Origin of the sequence: Cryobacterium sp. TMT2-4, assembly GCF_004402575.1 — a bacterium.
GTDB classification, from domain to species: Bacteria; Actinomycetota; Actinomycetes; order Actinomycetales; family Microbacteriaceae; genus Cryobacterium; species Cryobacterium sandaracinum.
Genome location: NZ_SOGE01000014.1, coordinates 13,398 through 32,780 on the forward strand (window position 1 = coordinate 13,398; position 19,383 = coordinate 32,780).

At 69.6% G+C, this 19,383-nt stretch carries 22 protein-coding genes; 15 read left to right on the forward strand and 7 right to left on the reverse strand.

The genetic code is table 11. The features are described 5' to 3' along the window. Positions 1–18 precede the first annotated feature (18 nt). From hemE to E3O54_RS03810, 12 genes are all read left to right on the forward strand, one after another. The gene (gene hemE, locus E3O54_RS03755; RefSeq protein ID WP_104099942.1) at positions 19–1,209 is read left to right on the forward strand and encodes a uroporphyrinogen decarboxylase; all 1,191 of its coding nucleotides are present in this window, start codon (positions 19–21) and stop codon (positions 1,207–1,209) included. Positions 1,210–1,237: 28 nt separating this feature from the next. After that, positions 1,238–2,719, forward strand: coding sequence for an NAD(P)/FAD-dependent oxidoreductase (locus E3O54_RS03760; RefSeq protein WP_134400981.1), 1,482 nt, complete (start codon positions 1,238–1,240; stop codon positions 2,717–2,719). Between the two features lie 88 nt (positions 2,720–2,807). Then, entirely contained in the window at positions 2,808–3,140 is a 333-nt protein-coding gene (locus E3O54_RS16490) for a hypothetical protein (RefSeq protein WP_174720183.1), read from the forward strand. Between the two features lie 31 nt (positions 3,141–3,171). Continuing rightward, positions 3,172–3,588, forward strand: coding sequence for a phage holin family protein (locus E3O54_RS03770; RefSeq protein WP_166784747.1), 417 nt, complete (start codon positions 3,172–3,174; stop codon positions 3,586–3,588). Continuing rightward, the gene (locus tag E3O54_RS03775) at positions 3,578–3,901 is read left to right on the forward strand and encodes a DUF3618 domain-containing protein (RefSeq protein ID WP_104099939.1); all 324 of its coding nucleotides are present in this window, start codon (positions 3,578–3,580) and stop codon (positions 3,899–3,901) included. The genes E3O54_RS03770 and E3O54_RS03775 overlap by 11 nt, the downstream gene beginning before the upstream one ends. Positions 3,902–3,970: 69 nt before the next feature. Next, positions 3,971–4,735: a hydrogen peroxide-dependent heme synthase gene (gene hemQ, locus E3O54_RS03780; protein ID WP_104099938.1), complete on the forward strand. Its 765-nt coding sequence runs from the start codon at positions 3,971–3,973 to the stop codon at positions 4,733–4,735. Then, positions 4,735–5,829, forward strand: a complete 1,095-nt coding sequence (locus tag E3O54_RS03785) for a ferrochelatase (protein WP_104099937.1) — start codon at positions 4,735–4,737, stop codon at positions 5,827–5,829. Before hemQ ends, E3O54_RS03785 begins: the two co-directional genes overlap by 1 nt. Then, positions 5,826–6,779 carry a hydroxymethylbilane synthase gene (hemC, locus tag E3O54_RS03790; protein ID WP_134342526.1) on the forward strand — a complete coding sequence of 318 codons (954 nt, stop codon included), beginning with the start codon at positions 5,826–5,828 and terminating at the stop codon, positions 6,777–6,779. Before E3O54_RS03785 ends, hemC begins: the two co-directional genes overlap by 4 nt. Continuing rightward, positions 6,779–7,570 (forward strand): uroporphyrinogen-III synthase, encoded by a 792-nt coding sequence (locus tag E3O54_RS03795; protein ID WP_134342572.1) that lies wholly within the window; start codon positions 6,779–6,781, stop codon positions 7,568–7,570. Before hemC ends, E3O54_RS03795 begins: the two co-directional genes overlap by 1 nt. A 43-nt stretch (positions 7,571–7,613) precedes the next feature. Then, positions 7,614–8,600: a porphobilinogen synthase gene (gene hemB, locus E3O54_RS03800; protein WP_370247314.1), complete on the forward strand. Its 987-nt coding sequence runs from the start codon at positions 7,614–7,616 to the stop codon at positions 8,598–8,600. Then, the gene (gene hemL / locus E3O54_RS03805; RefSeq protein WP_134401036.1) at positions 8,600–9,928 is read left to right on the forward strand and encodes a glutamate-1-semialdehyde 2,1-aminomutase; all 1,329 of its coding nucleotides are present in this window, start codon (positions 8,600–8,602) and stop codon (positions 9,926–9,928) included. The genes hemB and hemL overlap by 1 nt, the downstream gene beginning before the upstream one ends. Positions 9,929–10,016: 88 nt before the next feature. Further along, a complete protein-coding gene (locus tag E3O54_RS03810; RefSeq protein ID WP_104099932.1) occupies positions 10,017–10,367 on the forward strand; it encodes a hypothetical protein in 351 nt (116 codons plus the stop codon). Between the two features lie 205 nt (positions 10,368–10,572). On the opposite strand, the gene E3O54_RS03815 is transcribed toward E3O54_RS03810, so the two are convergent. From E3O54_RS03815 to E3O54_RS03835, 5 genes are all read right to left on the reverse strand, one after another. Further along, positions 10,573–11,589, reverse strand: a complete 1,017-nt coding sequence (locus E3O54_RS03815; protein WP_134342528.1) for an MDR family oxidoreductase — start codon at positions 11,587–11,589, stop codon at positions 10,573–10,575. 34 nt (positions 11,590–11,623) lie between these two features. Further along, positions 11,624–12,466 carry an ABC transporter permease gene (locus E3O54_RS03820; RefSeq protein WP_134342529.1) on the reverse strand — a complete coding sequence of 281 codons (843 nt, stop codon included), beginning with the start codon at positions 12,464–12,466 and terminating at the stop codon, positions 11,624–11,626. Beyond that, the gene (locus E3O54_RS03825; RefSeq protein WP_104099929.1) at positions 12,463–13,383 is read right to left on the reverse strand and encodes an ABC transporter ATP-binding protein; all 921 of its coding nucleotides are present in this window, start codon (positions 13,381–13,383) and stop codon (positions 12,463–12,465) included. The genes E3O54_RS03820 and E3O54_RS03825 overlap by 4 nt, the downstream gene beginning before the upstream one ends. An 84-nt stretch (positions 13,384–13,467) precedes the next feature. Further along, positions 13,468–14,682 (reverse strand): cysteine desulfurase-like protein, encoded by a 1,215-nt coding sequence (locus E3O54_RS03830; protein WP_104099928.1) that lies wholly within the window; start codon positions 14,680–14,682, stop codon positions 13,468–13,470. Between the two features lie 79 nt (positions 14,683–14,761). After that, positions 14,762–15,688, reverse strand: coding sequence for a rhodanese-related sulfurtransferase (locus tag E3O54_RS03835; protein ID WP_134400982.1), 927 nt, complete (start codon positions 15,686–15,688; stop codon positions 14,762–14,764). Between the two features lie 119 nt (positions 15,689–15,807). Here E3O54_RS03835 and E3O54_RS03840 point away from each other — a divergent pair, with 119 nt between their 5' ends. Both E3O54_RS03840 and E3O54_RS03845 read left to right on the forward strand, forming a co-directional pair. Next, entirely contained in the window at positions 15,808–16,353 is a 546-nt protein-coding gene (locus E3O54_RS03840; protein WP_104099926.1) for a YbhB/YbcL family Raf kinase inhibitor-like protein, read from the forward strand. Positions 16,354–16,590: 237 nt separating this feature from the next. Beyond that, positions 16,591–16,968: a hypothetical protein gene (locus tag E3O54_RS03845; protein ID WP_241976749.1), complete on the forward strand. Its 378-nt coding sequence runs from the start codon at positions 16,591–16,593 to the stop codon at positions 16,966–16,968. Between the two features lie 177 nt (positions 16,969–17,145). Here E3O54_RS03845 and E3O54_RS03850 read toward each other — a convergent pair whose 3' ends face one another. Continuing rightward, entirely contained in the window at positions 17,146–17,784 is a 639-nt protein-coding gene (locus E3O54_RS03850; RefSeq protein ID WP_134400983.1) for a LysE family translocator, read from the reverse strand. Positions 17,785–17,986: 202 nt separating this feature from the next. On the opposite strand from E3O54_RS03850, the gene E3O54_RS03855 reads away from it, so the two are divergent. Then, positions 17,987–18,550 carry a thioesterase family protein gene (locus E3O54_RS03855; protein WP_104099923.1) on the forward strand — a complete coding sequence of 188 codons (564 nt, stop codon included), beginning with the start codon at positions 17,987–17,989 and terminating at the stop codon, positions 18,548–18,550. Positions 18,551–18,822: 272 nt separating this feature from the next. Here the strand turns inward: E3O54_RS03855 and E3O54_RS03860 are convergent, their stop codons facing one another. After that, positions 18,823–19,335: a hypothetical protein gene (locus E3O54_RS03860; protein ID WP_104099922.1), complete on the reverse strand. Its 513-nt coding sequence runs from the start codon at positions 19,333–19,335 to the stop codon at positions 18,823–18,825. Positions 19,336–19,383 lie beyond the last annotated feature (48 nt).

Here is a 19,383-nt window from a genome sequence, read left to right on the forward strand (position 1 = left end):
TTTGACAGAATCTAGATAATGAACCTCGACGCGCAACACCCACTCGCAACCGGACTCACGGCCGATTCACGTCTCATCCGCGCCTACCAGGGCACCAGGCCAGACGTCACCCCCGTCTGGTTCATGCGCCAGGCTGGCCGTTCGCTGCCCGAATATCGCTCGCTGCGGGTCGGTACGCGCATGCTCGACGCCTGCCTCGACCCGGAGATGGCGAGCGAAATCACGCTGCAGCCGGTGCGCCGCCACAACGTCGACGCCGGCATCCTCTTCAGCGACATCGTCATTCCGCTCAAGCTCGTGGGCGTCGACGTCGAGATCGTCGCAGGCACCGGCCCCGTCCTCGGCACGGCCGTGCGCACGGCGAAGGATGTCGCGGAGCTCACTGCTCTCGACCCTGCCGTGCTTGAGGGGAACCTCGCCCCGATCACCGCGGCGGTCGCGCGCACAGTCGCCGAGCTCGGCTCGACGCCGCTGATCGGATTCGCCGGGGCCCCGTTCACGCTGGCGGCCTATCTCGTGGAGGGCGGTCCGTCGAAGGACCACATCAACGCTCGCACGCTCATGCATGCGGACCCCGACGCCTGGGCCACCCTGATGGAGTGGACGGCCGAGGTCACCGGACGATTCCTGCGCGCGCAGGTTCTGGCCGGCGCCAGCGCCGCCCAGCTATTCGACTCCTGGGCCGGCGCGCTCTCGCTGGCCGACTACACGCGCTTCGTCGCTCCTGCCTCCACCGCGGCGATCGCCCACGTGCGCGACCTCACCTATGGCGAGGGCGCCGCGGGCACAGATGCCGAGGGCGTCGCATCCGTGCGCCGCAACGTGCCCGTTGTGCACTTCGGAGTGGGCACGGGCGAGCTGCTCAGGGAGATGCACGGGGTGGGCGCCGACGTCGTCGGAGTCGACTACCGGGTGCCGCTCGATGAAGCCAACCGTCGCCTCGGCGGACTGGTCCCGGTGCAGGGCAACGTCGATCCGGCGCTCCTCGCGGCACCGTGGCCGGTGCTCGAAGCGCATGTCCTCGACGTGCTCGAGCGTGGGCGCACGGCACCGTCCCACGTGCTGAACCTGGGCCACGGCGTTCCGCCGATGACCGACCCGAACGTGCTGACTCGCCTGGTGGCCTTCGTGCACGAGGTCACCGCGGTCTCCGCCGGCCCGGCCGCCGCCGTCCCGGAAGCCCCGGCCGCCGCGCCGTCCGCGTCCTGACAATCGCACGCAGGCTCAGGGGGCGCGAATGAAAGACGTCATCGTCATCGGTGGAGGGGTGGCGGGCCTGATCGCCGCCCGAGCCTGCGCCCGGGTCGGACTCAGCGTGACCGTGCTCGAAGCCACCGGTGTGCCGGGCGGAGCACTCGGCAGCCACCAAGTGGCCGACCTCACCCTCGACAGCGGTGCCGAGAGCTTCGCCGTGCGGCGCGACGCGGTGGCCGAGTTCATCGCCGACCTCGGTCTGTCCGACGAGGTTGTCGCGCCGAACCCCGCCGGCGCGTGGCTGCACCTGCCCGACGACCGCGTGCCGAATGGTTCGGTCAGCGTTCCGCTGCCCAAGGCCGGCGTGCTCGGCATCCCCGGTTCTCCGCTCGCCGACGACGTGCGCCGCGTGATCGGCTGGAGTGGCGCCTGGCGCGCCTACGCGGACCGGCTGATGCCGGTGTTGACGATCGGCCGGGAACACAGCCTGGGTGAACTCGTGCGCAAGCGCATGGGGCGCCGCGTGCTCGAACGGCTCGTCGAACCCGTGACCGCGGGGGTGTACTCGTCCGCGGCCGACGATCTCGAGATCGACGTCGTGGCCCCGGGCCTCAACTCCGCCCTCACGGTGACGGGTTCGCTCTCCGGGGCCGTGCTGTCGTTGCGCTCCGGCGCCCCGGCCGGCTCGAACGTGGCCGGGCTCCGGGGCGGCATGTTCCGGCTCGTGACCGCTCTGGTGGCCGACCTCGTGTACTTCGGCGCCGAGATCGTGACGGATGCCCCGGTCACCGCATTGCAGCGCTCCGGCACCGAGGACGCGCCCACCTGGACGGCCACCTGCGCGGCACCGGACACGGCGGCGGACGCAGACGCGCCGGCAGCCCCGGCGCCGGAGACCACCCTCGACGCCCACTTCGTGATCATCGCGACTCCAGGCGCGCAGGCGCTCGGCCTACTGGCCGGCCTGAGCCCGGCCCATGCGGCGCTCGCCGAACTCGACTGGCCGCAGCCGACGGCGATCGAGCTGGCCACGATCGTCATCGACGCCCCGGAGCTCGACCTGCACCCGCGCGGCACCGGCGTGCTGGTCGCGGCCGCGACCCCCGGGGTCACCGCCAAGGCGCTCACCCACGTGACCGCGAAGTGGGACTGGCTGGCCGAGGCCGCCGGACCGGGCCGACACGTCATCCGTCTGTCCTACGGTCGCGCCGGCCAGGACAGCCCCACCGCCGGTCTTCGCGATGACGAGCTCCTCGCGCTGTCCCTGGCGGACGCCCGCACGATCCTGGGCGTCGACCTCGACGCGACCGCCGTGCGCGGTTTCGCGCGCACGGTCTGGGGCGATGCCCTCTCGCCCGCGACCGTCGGCGCACCCGAGCGGGTCGACCAGGTGCGCGAGGTCGTGGCCGCCACCCCGGGACTCGAACTCACGGGTGCGTGGCTCGCCGGCACCGGCCTGGCCTCGGTGATCCCGGATGCCGTCGCCGCGGCCTCCCGCACCCGGCAGGAGGCCCTCGGCATCTGATCGCCGGGTCACCGGCCGTGCCGACCTGCTCTTATCCCTAATGGGGGATACTCTGAGGGATACGTGCACCTTGAGGAATGGAGTGACAATGCGGGGAAAGCTTCTGTTCATCACGGGTGGACTCGTCGGATACGTCCTCGGCGCGCGCGCCGGGCGCAAGCGCTACGACCAGATCGTGGCCGCGGCAGACAACGTATGGAACGCGCCGCCCGTTCAGCGCCGGGTGAACGAGGCTCGCGACTTCGCGCTCGAGCGGGTCGGGGATGTGCCGTCGGCACTCCTCGAGACCGGCAAGAAGATCGCCTCGGCCCTGCAGTCCAAGGCGTCCAAGACGTCCGGGACCAGTTACACCGTGCCGACGCCGGCGACCGCAGCGCCGACCGCACCGACGACGGTCGCCGACGACACCACCACGAAATAATCACCGCGACACTCCGAACGAAGGGGAAACTGTGAGAAACAGCGAATTCAACCCGAAGAGCCGGAAATCGACGTTCGACCTTCTCGGTGAGCTGCCCGGTCAGATCATCGCCCTGGTCAAGGCCGAACTCGACGCGGCTAAGGCGGAGTTCGCCGGTAAGGCCAAGAACATCGGGCTGGGCATCGGGCTCTTCGTCGGGGCGGCCCTGTTCGCGTTCTTCGCGGCTCTGGTGCTGGTCGCCCTCGCGGTCATCGCGCTCGCCCTCGTCCTGCCGCTCTGGCTCGCGACCCTGATCGTGGCGGTCGCCCTGTTGCTGCTCGCGCTCCTGTTGGGGCTGGTCGGCAGAAACCGGCTGCAGGCTGGAACGTCATCGGATCCGGACGGCGTGACGGAAAGCATCCGTCGCGACGTCGACGCCCTCAAGGGAGTTGGCAAATATGAGCACTGAAGTGAACACGACGACACATGAGGCCGTCCGCGGGAGCGTCGCAGCTGTCACGGTTGAGGCCGTTCCGCGCACCAAGACCGAGTTGCGCGCCGAGGCCGCCCGTGCCCGCGTCGAACTCGCGCAAACGCTCGACGCGATCGAGTACAGGCTCAACGTGCCGAGGCAGTTGCGCGTACGCTCGCGCCTGGCCAACGTGCGCCTGCGCGAACTCGGCGAGAAGAATCCCCTCGCACTGGCCGGCATCGTCCTGGGCGCGGCCACGGCCGCGGTGGGCGCCATCTGGCTCGGTGTCAGGGCCGTGCAGCGCCGCTGAGGCCAACGGAAGCCGGTACCCGACCGCGCAATTTTGGCTCTCGCGGCAAAGGAGTAGAGACTAGTAGTTATGACTCACCCGGCTGCCGGAGAGGCAGTAAACCCACCTCACTCCACCACCTCTGCCGAGACCCACGGAACGACTGACGCGCCAGACGCGTCGCCGCAGGGTTTCACGCTCTTCGCTGTGCTGCGCAAAGATCCGAGCAACCCGGACGACCTCGACGGCCACGATGTGCCCCGAGCCGTCCTGGAGCTCGACGACGTCATCGGTCTGGTTGAGGCCGAGGGCGTCACCGTCCGCGGCTTCTATGACGTCTCCGGGCTCCGCGCCGACGCCGACGTGATGATCTGGACCCACGCACCGGAGGCCGAGACCCTGCAGTGGGCCCACCGCCAGCTGCGTCGTAGCCGCCTCCTCAAAAGCCTCCTGCCGACCTGGAACGCCATGGGCGTGCACCGCGACGCCGAGTTCAACAAGAGCCATGTGCCTGGGTTCCTGCGCGGAGTGGAGCCGAAGGGCTGGCTGACCCTCTACCCGTTCGTGCGCAGCTACGAGTGGTACCTGCTGCCGGAGGCCGAGCGCAGCGCCATGCTCGCCGACCACGGCCGCAAGGGCGCGGCCTTCCGCGGAGCCATCGCCAACACCGTCTCCTCGTTCGCCCTCGGCGACTACGAGTGGCTGCTGCCGATCGAAAGCGACGAGCTCACCGAGCTCGTCGACCTGATGCGCGAACTGCGCAACACCGAGGCGCGCCGCCACGTGCGCGAAGAGGTCCCGTTCTACACCGGCCGCCGCATCTCGACGGCCGAACTGGTGGAGGTTCTGCAGTAATGACTACCTACGATGCCATCCTGCTCGCCGGCTTCGGCGGCCCCGAGGGTCAGGACGATGTGATCCCGTTCCTGCGCAACGTCACCGGCGGGCGCGGCATCCCCGAGGAGCGCCTCGAAGAGGTCGCCAAGCACTACCGCCATTTCGGCGGGGTCAGCCCGATCAACGACCAGAACCGTGTGCTTCGCGCCGCGCTCCAGGCCGAACTCGAACGCCGCGGCATCAACCTGCCCGTGCTCTGGGGCAACCGCAACTGGGCACCCTACCTGCGCGACACCATCAGCGAGGCCAACGACAACGGCCAGACCCGGCTCCTGGCCATCGCCACCAGCGCCTACAGCTCCTACTCCGGCTGCCGCCAGTACCGCGAGGACTTCGCGGCCGCGCTGACCGCGACCGGGCTGGAGGGCGTGGTGCACATCGACAAGGTGCGCCAGTTCTTCGACCACCCCGGATTCGTCACCCCGTTCGTGACCGCCCTCCAGAAGGGGCTCGCGGATGTCGTGGCCCAGGTCCCCGGAATCGACCTGGCCACCGAGGTCGAAATCCTGTTCTCGACCCACTCGATCCCGATGACCGACGCCAACAAGAGCGGCCCGGCCGAGCGCGGCTTCGGCGAGGGCGGCGCCTACGCGGCGCAGCACCTCGCCGTCGCCCAGAAGGTCATGGTCGGGGTGGACACCCCGTGGCAGCTGGTCTTCCAGTCCCGCAGCGGGCCGCCCACCATGCCGTGGCTCGAGCCCGACATCAACGACGCCATCGCGTTGCTGCCGGAGCGGGGCATCCGTGCCATCGTCATCGTGCCGCTCGGCTTCGTCAGTGACCACATGGAGGTCATGTGGGACCTCGACAACGAGGCCACCGAGACCGCCGGGGACCTCGGCCTGGTGTCCGTGCGGGTGCCGACGCCCGGCGTCGACCCGGCCTTCGTGAGCGGGCTCATCGACCTGGTTGAGGAGCGCATGAACGACACCCCCGCCGACGCTCGTCCGCACGAGACCGACCTCGGACCCTGGTACGACGTCTGCCGCCCCGGTTGCTGCGAGAACGTGCGCCTGGGCTTCAAGCCGGCCGTCGCCGGGATGGCTCCGTGAGCCTGATCCGCGTCGGAACCCGTGGCAGCGCGCTCGCCCTGGCGCAGACCACTGCGATTGCGAACCGCATCGCGACCGCGTCCGGCTCCGAGGTCGAAATCGTCACGGTCACGACGCACGGCGACACCTCCCGCGAGTCTCTGTCAAGCCTGGGCGGCACGGGCGTCTTCGCCAGCGCCCTGCGGGAGTCGCTCCTGGCCGAAGAATGCGACGTCGTCGTGCATTCCTTCAAGGATCTGCCGACGGCCGCCTACCCGGGCCTCCGAATCGGCGCCACCCCGAAGCGGGCGGATGCGCGCGACGTGCTCTGCGCCCGCGAGGGGCTGAACCTGACCACGCTGCCCGAGGGCGCGCGAGTCGGCACAGGGTCACCGCGCCGGGCCGCCCAGCTGCGATCGCTGCGCCCGGACCTGGACGTCGTGGACATCCGTGGCAACGTGGAGACCCGTCTGAACCGTGTGGCCGAGGGCGACCTCGACGCCGTCGTGCTCGCCGCCGCGGGCCTCAGCCGGCTGGCGCTGCTCGAGTCCGTGGACGGCGAATACCTGGAACTGTCGGATTGGCCGACCGCTCCCGGCCAGGGCGCGCTCGCGCTCGAGGTGCGCGACGGGAAGCTCGACCGTACTCTCGCCACGGCCCTCACTGCGATCAATCACTCGACCAGCCAGACCACCGTCATGGCCGAGCGTCTGGTGCTGGAGCGGCTCGAAGCCGGCTGCGCCGCGCCCATCGGCGCCATGGCCGCGATCGACGACGGGCTCCTGTTCCTCACCGCCACGGTGTACAGCCCGGACGGCTCCCGCAGCGTCGTGAGCTCCCATGCCGCCACCCCCGACTCCCACTCCATTGCGCACCTGGCCGAAGCCGCGCAAGACGTGTCCAACCGTGTTTCGTTTGACCTGCTCGCCGGCGGCGCTGCCGACTTCGCCCCGATCAAGGTGACTTCGTGATGAACTCGCGTTACAAGACAAAAGCCAGCCTCGCCAAGCCGCTCACCGGCTGGCGGGTTCTCGTGCCGCGCGGCGGCCCGTGGGGCGACCACGTCGCCGCCGACCTGCGTTCCAAGGGCGCCCAGCCGATCGTGGCCCCCATGATCAACTTCGCCCCGACCGACGACGCCCCCGCGCTCGAGGCCGCCCTGGCACGCCTCGCGGCGGGCGACTTCGACTGGATGACCGTGACCAGCGCCACGACCGTTGACGTTCTGTCGTCGCACCGTGCCGTCGTGGCCGCGTCCACGCGCATCGCGGCGGTCGGCGAGACAACGGCCGCGGCTCTGATCGCGGCCGGTTACCGGGTCGACATCGTCCCCTCCGAAGACAACTCGGCCCGCGGACTCCTCGAGGAGTGGGAAACGGCCACCTCGGGCCAGGTGCCGCTGCGCATCCTCACTCTCCGCTCGGAAATCGCCAAGCCGCTGCTGACCGAGGGGCTGCGCCGGATCGGCCACGACGTCGAATCGGTCGTCGCATACCGCACCATCGGCGTCCCGGTCGACCAGCGCGTCGTCGCGGACGTCGCGGCCGGCACTGTCCAGGCCCTGCTCGTCACCTCCGGAAGCGTGGCGCAGCAGGTGCAGGACCAACTCGGGCCGATCCCCGAATCGACCGTGGTGGCCTGCATCGGGCCGCGCACGGCGCGGGATGCGGCGGCCATCGGCCTGCGCGTCGACGTCGTGGCCGATTCGCCCAGCGCCGAGTCCTTGATCCAGGCCCTGGTGCACGTCGCCCAATCCCGCTGACGGTTCGCGCACGCCCGGCCCGGCGACGTAGCATTGACGGGTGATAAACCCCGTCATCCGCCCGCGACGGTTGCGCACCACTCCCGCGCTCCGTCGCTTGGCCAGCGAAATCCGTCTGCACCCCTCCGAATTGGTTCTTCCGATGTTCGTGCGGGAGGGCAGCGGCGACCCGATGCCGATCCAGTCGATGCCCGGGGTGGTTCAGCACACCATTGACAGCGCCCGGCGGGCGGTGACCGAGGCCGCGGGAGCGGGCATCGGCGGCGTCATGCTCTTCGGGGTGCCGACCGTGCGCGACGCCGTCGGCTCCGGGGCGACCGATCCCGACGGCATCCTCAACGCCGCCACCCGCGCGCTGGCCGACGAGGTCGGCGACGCCCTCGTCGTGCAGACCGACCTCTGCCTCGACGAGTTCACCGACCACGGCCACTGCGGATTGGTCGGCGCAGACGGCAGCGTCGACAACGATTCCACCCTCGAGCGCTACTGCGACATGGCGCTCGTGCAGGCGGCCTCCGGCTCGCAGCTACTCGGCCTGAGCGGAATGATGGACGGCCAGGTTGCCGCCGTGCGCCAGGCGCTCGACCAGAACGGCTACGTCGATACGGCCGTGCTCGCCTACTCGGCCAAGTACGCCTCGGCCTTCTACGGTCCCTTCCGCGACGCGGTGGAGTCAACCCTCGACGGTGACCGGCGCAGCTACCAGCTCGACCCGGCGAACCGCCGGGAGGGCGTGCGCGAGGCCCGGCTCGACATCCAGGAGGGCGCCGACATCGTGATGGTGAAGCCCGCCGGCAGCTATCTCGACGTGCTCGCCGAGGTCGCCGCCGTCAGTGACGTTCCGGTCTGGGCCTACCAGGTGTCCGGTGAATACGCGATGATTGAGGCCGCAGCCGCCCACGGCTGGATCGACCGCCGCCGGGCCGTCGAGGAGTCCGTGCTCAGCATCCGTCGCGCCGGAGCGGACGCCGTGCTCACCTACTGGGCGGTCGAACTGGCCACCTGGTTCAACGAAAGACAGGCCCGATGATGTCCCGCAACGACGATCTCTTCGCCCGCGCGCAGCGAGCCATCCCCGGCGGAGTGAACTCACCCGTTCGGGCCTTCCGGTCGGTCGGGGGCACCCCGCTGTTCCTGGTGAAAGCGAAGGGCGCCTACGTCACCGACTCGGACGGGCGTGAATACGTCGACCTGGTCAGCTCCTGGGGCCCGGCCATCCTCGGCCACGCCCACCCGGAGGTCGTGCAGGCGGTGCAGGATGCCGCCGCGCTCGGCCTGTCCTTCGGTGCCTCTACGCCCGGCGAGACCATCCTGGCCGAACTGATCGAGGAACGCGTCGGCGCGGTCGAGAAGCTGCGCCTGGTCTCGACCGGCACCGAGGCCACCATGACGGCCATCCGTCTGGCCCGCGGTTTCACCGGTCGCGACCTGCTGATCAAGTTCGCCGGGCATTACCACGGTCACTCGGACGGACTGCTGGCTCAGGCAGGGTCCGGCCTGGCCACGTTGGCCCTGCCCGGCTCGGCCGGGGTCACGGCAGCGACGGCCGCGCAGACCCTCGTGCTGCCGTACAACGACCTGGATGCCGTACGAGTCGCCTTCGAGGCGCACCCGGGCCGGATCGCCGCCGTGATCACCGAGGCGGCGGCGGCGAACATGGGTGTCGTGGCTCCCGACGCCGGCTTCAACGCCGCGCTCACCGCCCTCGCGCACGAGCAAGGCGCGCTCCTCATCATCGACGAGGTCCTCACCGGCTTCCGGGTGCATCCGGCCGGCTACTGGGGACTGGACACCGTGGGCCAGGGGCAGGCGGACTACACGCCGGACCTGTTCACCTACGGCAAGGTCATCGGCGGAGGCCTGCCGGTGGCGGCCCTCGGCGGTCGCGCCGACGTGATGGACTTCCTGGCTCCGAACGGCCCGGTCTATCAGGCCGGCACGCTCTCCGGGAACCCGGTGGCGGTCGCCGCCGGCATCGCCACCTTGCGGGCCCTGGACGAGAGCGTCTACGAGCGCATCGACGCCACCGCGCTGCTGCTCTCCGAGGCCGTCTCCGCCGCCTTCTCGGCCGAGGGTGTCGCGCACAGCGTGCAGCGGGCCGGCAACCTGTTCAGCTTCGTATTCGGTGCCGAAGCCGCCGCCAGCGCGCCTCGGAACTACGCTCAGGTGCAGCGCCAGGAGACGTTCCGCTACGGTCCGTTCTTCCACTCCATGCTGGATCAGGGCGTTTCGCTGCCGCCGTCCGTGTTCGAGGCCTGGTTCGTCTCCAACGCCCACGACGAGCGCGCGGTCGGCTGGATCCTTGACGCCCTCCCTGCCGCAGCGAAGGCCGCGGCCGCCGCGACCCCGCAGGTGTGACCCGCAGGTGTGACCCGTACACCCGGGAGTTATTCCTTTGTGAGGTTCCGACAGGTGGATTTCGTCCCGGAACAGGCAGACTAGACGCATGGCTTCCCTCCGCGTTCACCCTGACCGGCTTGAGATCCACCTCACGAAAGCGGAGAAGACCCTCGCCCTGCGGCGCGAGGACATCGTCGTGCCGCGCGGGAACATCCGTTCGGTGACGATCACGGATGACCCGTGGATCTGGATCCGCGGGATCCGTTCTCCCGGGGTGGGCCTGCCCCTGGTGGTCGCGGTGGGCACCTGGAAGTTCCGCGGCGGCAAGGACTTCCTGGCGATCAAGCGCAAGCGCCAGGCGGTCGTGATCGACCTCATTGACGACGAGTTCTCCCGGGTGATCCTGACCACCAACCACGCCCCGGACCTGATCGCGTCGCTCAAGCTCGGCGGTTGACCGTCCCACTGGTCGAGCACGTCCGCTGTCGAACCGATTCGACGGAGATTCTACCGATTCCGGACTGAGACGGATGTTTAGGGCCTGTTTTGAGCAAAATCTCGGCTCCCCTGCTGTATCCGTCGAATTCGTTCGGGACGACGTTAAGCCGCAGCGGCAGCGGCAGCGGCAGCGGCAGCCGCAGCCGCAGCCTCGGAGTCGCGTGCTAGCGGCGCACGTCGACGACGGTTCGACCGTGCATGGTGCCCGCGAGGATGCCCGCGGCGGCATCGAAGCTCGCCTCCAGCGGGATCACCTGGGTGAGGTGGTCGAGCAGGCCCAGGTCGAGGTCCGAGGCGAGGCGCTGCCAGGCCTCCTCGCGCTGGGCGAGCGGAGCCTCGACCGAATTGATCCCGATCAGGCTGACGGCGCGCAGGATGAAGGGCATGACCGTGGCCGGAAGGTCGGCCCCCTGGGCCAGGCCGCAGGAGGTGACCACTCCGCCGTAGTTCGTCTGGGCGAGGACGTTGGCGAGGGTGGCGCTGCCGACCGAATCGACGGCCCCGGCCCAGCGCTGGCCCTGCAGCGGTTTGCCGGCCTCGCTGAGGGTGCGGCGATCGACGAGTTCGACGGCACCGAGCCCGCGCAGGTAGTCCCCGAGCTCATCGATGCGGCCGGTTGACGCGTGCACCTGGAAGCCGCGGGCGGCGAGCAGTGCCACGGCGACGCTGCCGACCCCGCCGGCAGCGCCGGTCACGAGCACGGCACCGGACTCCGGCGTGACCCCACCCCGTTCGAGGCCAAGCACGGACAGCATGGCGGTGAACCCGGCCGTGCCGATCGCGGCGGCCCGCACGGCGCTGATACCGTTAGGCAGCCGCACCAGGGAGCCCCCCGACACGCGGGCCCGTTCGGCCAACCCGCCGTGGTGCGTCTCGCTCAGACCGGCCCCGTTGAGGATGACCTGGTCTCCGGCCGACCAGCGCGGGTCGGCGCTCTGCTCGACCGTTCCGACCAGGTCGATCCCGGCGACCAGGGGCCAGGCGCGCACGACCCCGGGGCGGCCCATCAGGGCGAGCCCGTCCTTGTAGTTGATGCTTGAGTACTCGACCGCGATGGTGACGTCGCCGGCCATCAGGAAGCCGTCGTCAACCACGCGAATGGCCGCGCTCTGCGTCTTCCGGCCCTCGGCATTTTCGATGCGGTCGACGACGATGGCCCGGAACTCAGTCTCAATACCCATGCGTCGAGACTACGCGGGCGTTCGGGTCAGGTGGTCAGGTGACGTCGCGCTTCCAGCTGACCGCATAGCCGATCACGGTCGCGGCGAGCATGTAGGCCAGGAGGACGAGCCCGCCCTGCCACCACTCGAGCAGCGCCGCCGGGGTGCCTCCCGGCGCGGCGAGGGTGAAAAAGCTCGCGCCGACCAGGGCATCGGAGGCGGCCCCCGGCAGGTAGTTGCCGATCCCTCGCGTCACGTCGGTGAACAGGGATGCGAAGCGCAGCAGCGGTTCGACGAACTGGGTGAAGGCGAGCACGATGACGATCGACGCTACTTGGCTATGCACGAGCACGCCGAGGCCCACACCGATGGTCGACCAGATGGCCATGGCGAGCACCGTGCGGCCGATCAGCGCCCAGGTAGCGCTATCGGCCAGCAGCGGGTCGACGTCGAACGCGTTGATGACGAGCGCGCCGACGCCGACGGATGCGAGCAGCGCGACGACCCCGAAGACCGCGCCGACCACGAAGAGAGCGATCGTCTTGGCCCCGAGCACCTGGGCCCGCCTGGGATTGGCGAGGAACGTGGGGGTGAGGGTCTGGTGCCGGAATTCGCCCGTGGTGGCGAGGGCCCCGAGCAGAACCGGGAAGACATAGCCGACGGATGACGCGAAGCTGTAGATCAGGGGTGGGAGGCTGCCGAACCCGGCGAGTCCCTGGGATCCGGTACCGGCGGCATCCGGGCTGATCGCGCCGCTCTCGATCCCCGCGAACAGCGCCGAGAGGCCGCCGGCGAGCAGGGCGATATAACCGAACATGACCGCGGCGAGGACCCACCACAGGCGCGTTGTGCCGAGCTTGGCGAACTCGGCACCGAGGGCGCGGCTGAAGGACGTCATCGCGACTCGCCTCCGTTTCCGTTTGCGTGGCCGTTCACGAGGGCGAGGAATGCCTCCTCGAGCCCCTTCCTCTCCCGGTGCAAAGCGCTGAGTTCCACGCCGGCCGAGAACGCGATGTGGCCGATCAGGGCCGGGTCGGGCGCAGCGGCGAACAACCCGGTGCGCCCGGTGGAAAACTCGATGCCGGCCTGGCTGAGGGCGGCCTCAAGAGCAGTGCGGTCGGGGGAGTCGACCAGGATGCGCGGCGCCGCCTCGGTCTCGAGGCTCGACAGGGTGCCTCGGTGCACGAGGGCTCCGTCGGCGATGATGATCACGTCGTCGACGCTCTGCTGCACCTCGGAGAGCAGGTGGGAGCTGACCAGGACCGTGCGCCCCTCGTCGGCCATGGTGCGGAGGAAGCCGCGGATCCATTTGATCCCCTCCGGGTCGAGCCCGTTGATCGGCTCGTCCAACACGAGCACGCCGGGGTCGCCGAGCAGGGTGAAGGCCAGGCCGAGCCGCTGCCGCATGCCGAGCGAGAAGCCGCCGACACGCTGGGCGCCGTGTGCGCCGAGGCCGACCGTGTGCAGCACCGCGTCGATGCGGGCGGAGGGCAGCCCCGCCGCGATGGCGTAGACCGCCAGGTGGTTCCGGGCACTGCGGCCGGGATGGAAGCTGGCTGCCTCCAGGGCGGCCCCGACGGTCTGCAGCGGGCGCGGCAGGTCACGGTAGCGGATGCCGTCGATGGTGGCCGTGCCGGACGTGGGCGCGACCAGCCCGAGCAGCATGCGCAGCGTGGTGGTCTTTCCGGCGCCGTTGGGGCCGAGAAAGCCGGTGACCCGGCCGGGCTCCACGGTGAAGGACAGGTTGTCCACCGCGGTGACGTTGCCGAACGTCTTGGTGATGTTGCTGAACTCGATGACCGCGCCGACCGGCATCCGTTCCCCCTTCGTTGCTGGTAGTCCCGCGCTGATAGTCGATCTCTGGGATCTGGTTCCAGCCTAGGGGCGGAGACGACCGGGTCAGGTGACGCGGAGGAAGACGCTCAGTGCGGCGAGCAGCCGGGCCACCTCATCGACGGTGTTGTAGGGGGCGAGGCCGATCCGCAGGCCGCCACGGTCGCCGAGTCCGAGGTGCCGGGAGGCTTCGAGGGCGTAGAACGAGCCGGCGGGGGCGAGGATGCCCTGCTTGCACAGGTGGCGGGACGCATCCGCGGTGTCGTGGCCGGTGAACGTGACCAGCACGGTGGGTGTGCGCACGGCAGCCCTCGAGTGCAGTCGCGCCCCCGGCAGCTCCGCCAGGCCGGCCTCCAGTTTGCCGCGCAGGGTCTCCTCGTGGTGTTCGAGAGCCTGGGACGAGCGGATCAGGCGCTCCCGCCGAGAGGCCCCGGCCGGCGCGGCGTCGCCGAGGCCGGCGAGGAATTCGACGGCAGCCGTGACCCCCGCCATCGTCTCGTAGGGGAGCGTGCCCAGCTCGAAACGCTCGGGCACCTGGTCGCTCGAGGGCACCAGCTTGTCGGGATATATCGTTTCGAGCAGCGCGGGCGCGGAAGCGAGAATCCCGCAGTGCGGACCGAAGAACTTGTAGGCCGAGCAGACGAAGAAGTCCGCTCCCAGCGCCGCGACGTCCACCGACGCGTGCGGCGTGTAGTGCACGCCGTCGACGTAGAGGAGCGCGCCGACGGAATGTGCGAGCCGGGCGATCGCCGCCACGGGCGGGCGGGTGCCGATCAGGTTGGAGGCGGCGGTCACGGCTACCAGCCGGGTGCGCTCGCTGAGGACCGCGGCGATGTCCGGGACGCTCAGCTCACCGGTGGCCGGGTCGAAGTCCGCCCAACGCACCGTGGCGCCGGCCCGGTCGGCGGCCTGCATCCACGGGCGGATGTTCGCGTCGTGGTCGAGCCGGGTGACCACGACCTCGTCGCCCGGGCCCCATCCGGCGGACAGGGCGTTCGCCAGGTCGTAGGTCAGCTGCGTGGCGCTGCGTCCGTAGACGATTCCGCGTTCTTCGGCGCCGAGCAGATCCGCCATGGCGCTCCGGAACCCGGTGACGGCGTCCTCCGCGTTCTGCTGGGAGGTACTTCCGGTTCCCCGGATCGAGAGCGGACCGGTCAGCGTCGACGCGATCGCGGAACCGACCGCCAGAGGGGTCTGGGTGCCGCCCGGGCCGTCGAAGAAGGCCGTGCCGGTGGCGAGGGCGGGAAAGCTGGGTCGGATCGTCTGCGCATCAAAGGTCACAGTGCATCCAATCACAGCCCCGCCTCCTGCCCCGGGGAAGTAGCATGTCGGCATCTGCGAGAGGGCGCACCGCGGCCGGTCAGGCCCGGGTGTGCGCGTCAGCGTGGGCGGTGGCGTGGGCCGCGCACGCCGGGGCCTTGGCAGCGACGCAGCCCGGGCAGACGACGAGCTGTTCCCGGCAGGAGGGATCTCGGCAGTTGAGCAGATTCTTCGTCGGTTCACCGCACACCAAGCAGCGCCCGATCATGGCGGTATGGTCGCTGAAGTCCAGCGACATCCGCTGGTCGAAGACGTAGAGCGAACCGTTCCAGAGGCCGTCGTCGCCGAAGGCCTCGCCGTAGCGCACGACGCCGCCGTCAAGCTGGTAGACCTCGCCGAAGCCGCGCTCCTTCATCAGGGAACTGAGCACCTCGCAGCGGATGCCGCCGGTGCAGTAGGTGACGACGGGCTTGTCCTTGAGGTGGTCGTACGTGCCGCTCTCCAGCTCAGCCACGAACTCGCGGGTGTTGGCGACATCCGGCACGATCGCGTTCTGGAAGCGGCCGATCTCGGCCTCGAACGCGTTGCGGCCGTCAAAGAAAACGACCTCGTCGCCTCGCTCACCGACGAGGGCGTGCAGCTCGGCCGGGGAGAGCTTGGCGCCGCCGCCGACCACGCCGCCGGCGTCGACGCGCAACTCGCCGGGTGCGCCGAAGCTCACGATCTCATCCCGCACCTTCACGACCAGCCGGGGGAAGTCGAGGCTCAAACCCTGCTCATCGAGCCCGGTGCCCTCGCTCCACTTGACGTCGAGATTCTTGAACGGGGCGTAGTCCCGAGTCTTGCGCAGATAGCGCTTGATCGCGGGAAGATCGCCGCCGACGGTGCCGTTGAGGCCGTCGGTGGAGATCAGGATTCGCCCGCGCAGGCCCAGCGATTCGCACAGGTCTCGCTGCCAGAGACGCACGGCCTCGGGGTCGGCCAGCGGGGTGAAGACGTAATAGAGCAGGATCTTCGGAATAGCCACCGCGCCATTTTACCGAGTTCGCCAGCTGGTAATCGGCTGATATCCGGGTGGGTGCTTGGGTGGGGGGCGCGGGCCGGGTGGCCGGCTGGCTAAGCTTCTGGCAACCAATTGGAGGCCCAATGGCCCAGAACGATCCTCTCGCCCGGTTCGGCGCTGTACCGCTATTCACGCTGACGAGCACGGACATGACCGACGGAGTGCCCCTCACCGCGGCGCAGTACGGCACCGGCTCCGGCGGCCGGAACCTGTCCCCGCACCTGGAGTGGTCGGGATTCCCGGCCGACACGAAGAGTTTCGCGGTGACCCTGTACGACCCGGACGCTCCGACCGGGTCCGGATTCTGGCATTGGGCGGTCGTCAACCTGCCGGCCGACTGCGTGGCCCTGCCCGCAGACGCCGGCGCTCCGGGCGGCCGGCTGCTGCCGAGGGGTGCCGTGACCCTGCCCAATGAAGGCCGTCAGTCGGCTTTCGTCGGCGCGAGCCCTCCGGCCGGCACCGGCACGCACCGGTACCAGTTCATCGTGCACGCGGTCGATGTGGCCCGGCTCGACATCGACCCGGACTCCACGCCGGCCGTGCTGGGGTTCAACCTGCACTTCCACACCCTGGCGCGCGCGGTGCTCGAGGCCACGGGTGTGCACGGAGGAGCCGCCCACAACCCCTGAGCTGAGGTCTTCCGAGGTTGTCCACGGGCGACAAGGCGCCGCTGACGGAGTACGCGGCCAGCCAGGCGGTCAACGGCATGATCGTCGTCAACGCGAACTACCGGATGGCGACGCGCTTCCAGCTGAAGCACATGTTGGACGACGGCAACGAGGTGTTGCGCTGGGTGGCCCGCCACATCGAGGAGTTCGGCGGGGATCCCCACCGGATCGCGCTCGAACATCGCCGACATCTCGGTGATGTTCGAGCGCGGATTCGTGCTGAGCCTGAATCTTCTGCGGATGCTGCTGCCGGAGCGCGGCCGCGGGGTCGTGCTGCGTACCGCGGCCCGGTTCATGTCCCCGATCGAGTGGCTCGAGCGCAGGTTCCCGCCGGAGTTCGTGACCACCTCGGAGCGTGACCACTTCTACCGGGCGAACCTCAATTTCATCGCTGCGCTGCGCCGGCGCTCCATCGCGGTCGACGCGCTGATCTACGACCGGAAGCAGACCAACACGCGCCACACCTGGCAGCAGGACGCCGCACATCCGGAATCGCAAGAGGTCTACCGCCGCCTGGGTGCCTTCGTGCGCCGCGTCGCCGGGGTGCCGCTCGCGGCCGTCGCAACCGTCGCCTAGAACGTTCATGGCGCACCCTGTGGAAGCCGGCGCATGTTCTACGGTCCGCCAGCTTCCACCGGGTGCGCCGCGACGGATGCGGGCCGCAGAGAAACCTTCGGACATCGGCTCACCGGGTCCGACAGGCCCGACTTTCGGGGCCGATATCGGAACCGCGGTCGACCACCGGGGGCAAGGTCAGGCTTGGGCGCCCGTGGCGGCGAGCACGCCGCCGAGGCCGATCATCATGACGCCGCCGCCCGCGGAGAGGTGCTCCATGCGGCGGGGGGACGAGGCGAACCAATCGCGGGCCGAGCCTGCTGCGAGGGCCCACACGCTGTCGCCGAGCAGGGCAAGCAGCACGAACACAAGGCCCAGGGTCAGCAGCTGCAGCGGGACGGCCCCGGCCGAGTAGTCCACGAACTGGGGCAGCACGGCCACGAAGAACACGATCGACTTGGGGTTGCTGATCCCCACGACCGATCCCTCGGCCAGCAGGCGCCACTTCGTCTTCGGCACGCTGCTCAGACCGATGCTCCGGGCGGCCGCGTGCCGGTGCCGGATGGCCTGCACGCCGAGGTAGACGATGTACGCGGCGCCGGCGAACTTGATCGTCGTGAACACCACGATCGACCCGGTCACGATTGCGCCGAGGCCAAGCGCGACGGCCGCGACCGCCGGGATCAGCCCGAGGGCGTTGCCGAGCACGCTCAGCAGGCCGCCGAGGCGTCCGAGCGCCAGGGACCGCCCGATCACGAACAGCACGGTGGGTCCGGGCAGCACGATCAGGGCGACGGATGCCAGCGCGAACGTCAGCAGGTTGGGCAATGGGACCATATACGAAAGGTTAACCCGGCCGGGAGTCCGGGGCATCCGCTGTCGCGAGTGTGCCTGGTCCGGTCGAGAGTGACCCGCGGAACGGGCACGCTCAACCGGAGGCACTGTGGTAATCGTGCAGGTTCCGGTCGTGCGGGCCCGGATGCTTGTGGCTCGCGGCAGCAGAATGCGCCCCGGCACCGCCGGTGGCTAGCCTCTCAAGATGCACATGCTCTGGCGCACCCTCCTGCACTCCGTCCTCTCCCGCTTCGGCCCGCGCCTGGGCCACTACGACGTGGCCAGCACCCGGTTCATCACTTTGCCGACCGACCAGGACATCCTTCGGCATATGAACAACGGCGTATACCTGTCGATCATGGACATCGCCCGCTTCGACATGCTGCACCGTACCGGCATCTGGGCGATCTTCCTGAAGCGCGGCTGGTACCCGGTGGTGGTGTCGGAGACGATTAGTTTCCGCAAGTCGCTGACCCTCGGCCAGAAGTTCACGGTGGAGTCGCGCATCCTGGGCTTCGACGAGAAGGCCGTCTACGTGGAGCAGCGGTTCGTGCGGCCGGACGCCGACGGCACCCCGGAGATCTACGCGCAGGGCTTCATCCGCGGACGGTTCCTGAAGCGCAGCGGAGGGGTCGTGGGCATCGACGAGCTCGTCGACGCCGTGGGCGCGGTGCCCGAGGACGTGACGGTGCCGGCCTGGCTGCTCGAGTGGAGCGCGGATGTCGCGATGCCCGCCACCCGCGCCGCCGCCCCCAGCCACTGGACCTGAGTGGGAGCGCCACGCGCCGTGTCTGCCGTGTCAGCCGAGCCCAGGGTCCTGCGGCACCCTCGCCCGTAGCCCGAACGAATTCGACGGAGATTCTGCCCGAATCAACCCGAAACAGTACGGAAATGCAGTTTTACCCGAGAATCTCCGTCGAATTGGTTCGACGCCGGGTCTGGCGTGGCGCCTGTGCTGACCAGCGTCCACGCGGGCGACCAGCGTCCACGCGGGGCGATCAGCTCTGATCCTCCGCGAGCGACACAACCAATCGATCAGGACTAGACGGTGGGTTCGGTGGCCTTCTTGGGCGGGATGAGCTCACTGTAATACTCGACGTGGGGCTTGTAGTGGGTCCGGGCGGGTATCGGCTGGCCGGTGCGCGCCGCAACGAGACGGTCGAAGTAGTAGTCCCAGAACGGGCCGACGGTGGCGGCCTCCGCGGCGGAGTGCAGGCGCTGGCCGAAGGTGAGGGTGGTCATCCCCGCCCCCTCGACGAGGTGCAGAATCACGTGCCGGGCGGCGGCACCCTCGCCGATGTCGGCGGTGAACCGCTTCGGCGGGATGCACTTGATAATGCTCACGTACTCCCACTCGGCATCCGCTTCGTCCAACTTGAATCGCACGGCGCCGGTCTCGGGAGCGCCCGTGTAGGTTCCGATCCAGCCGTGGAGACCGGCGGACCGGCTCACGCTCGCCCACACGTCGTCCTTCGACGCGCTGAAGAGCCGGTCGAGCATGAGGTACAGACCGTCTTCGCGATAGGCAAGGCGTCCGGTTGGCTTGAATGACATGCGAACCTCCACGGTGAGTGAGGCACGGGCCTCAGTACAAAACTATGC